Genomic DNA, 708 nt, shown 5'->3' with positions numbered 1-708 from the left:
CCATCCGGACCGGGTCGCGCCGCATCTGCGCCAGCGCGCCATGATCCGCATGCAGGTGGCCAACATGCTGATCGACGAGGCGAAGCGACGGGCCTTGGCTGGGGCACGCCGTTAGCCGCGCAGTTTACGCAAAAAGTCGAAGACTGCGGGCTTGGAGAAACTCCGGCCTGTGCTTTATGCTTGAACTTCCTCCCCGCGCTGTCCGCGCAAAACTCCCGCCGGAGATCTCATGCATAAACGCCGCCTCGGTCGGACCGACCTCCTTGTTTCGCAAATCTGCCTCGGTTCGATGACCTGGGGGCAGCAGAACACCGAAGCGGAGGGCCACGCGCAGATGGACCTGGCGTTCTCGCGCGGGGTGAATTTCATCGACACGGCCGAGCTTTACCCGATCCCGCCCAAGGCCGAGACGCAAGGGCGGACCGAGAAGACCATCGGCAGCTGGATGAAAGCCAATCGCAACCGCGACAAGGTCATCCTTGCCTCGAAAGTGGTCGGCCGCACGGCCAACACCTGGTTCCGCGGCGATCGTCCCTCGAAGCTGGTGCGCGCCGACATCTTCGACGCGGTCGAGAAGTCGCTGGCCAAGCTCGGCACGGACTATATCGACCTCTATCAGATCCACTGGCCGGACCGGGACATTCCCTGGGGCTCGAATCCGACGCGCGTGGGAGCGGTGGCGCGGCGCCCGGATGCGGCAGGCACTCC

Annotated in this window: 1 protein-coding gene; it reads left to right on the top strand. The window is 64.7% G+C overall.

Annotation, left to right across the window (positions count from 1 at the left end):
- Nucleotides 1-229 precede the first annotated feature (229 nt).
- The coding region (locus EOA28_RS37630; protein ID WP_189342426.1) for an aldo/keto reductase at nt 230-708 on the top strand (479 nt) is incomplete at its 3' end.

Origin of the sequence: Mesorhizobium sp. M2A.F.Ca.ET.067.02.1.1 (assembly GCF_004023285.1) — a bacterium.
Classification (GTDB): domain Bacteria; phylum Pseudomonadota; class Alphaproteobacteria; order Rhizobiales; family Rhizobiaceae; genus Mesorhizobium.
This window is presented reverse-complemented; position numbering and strand designations above follow the sequence as displayed.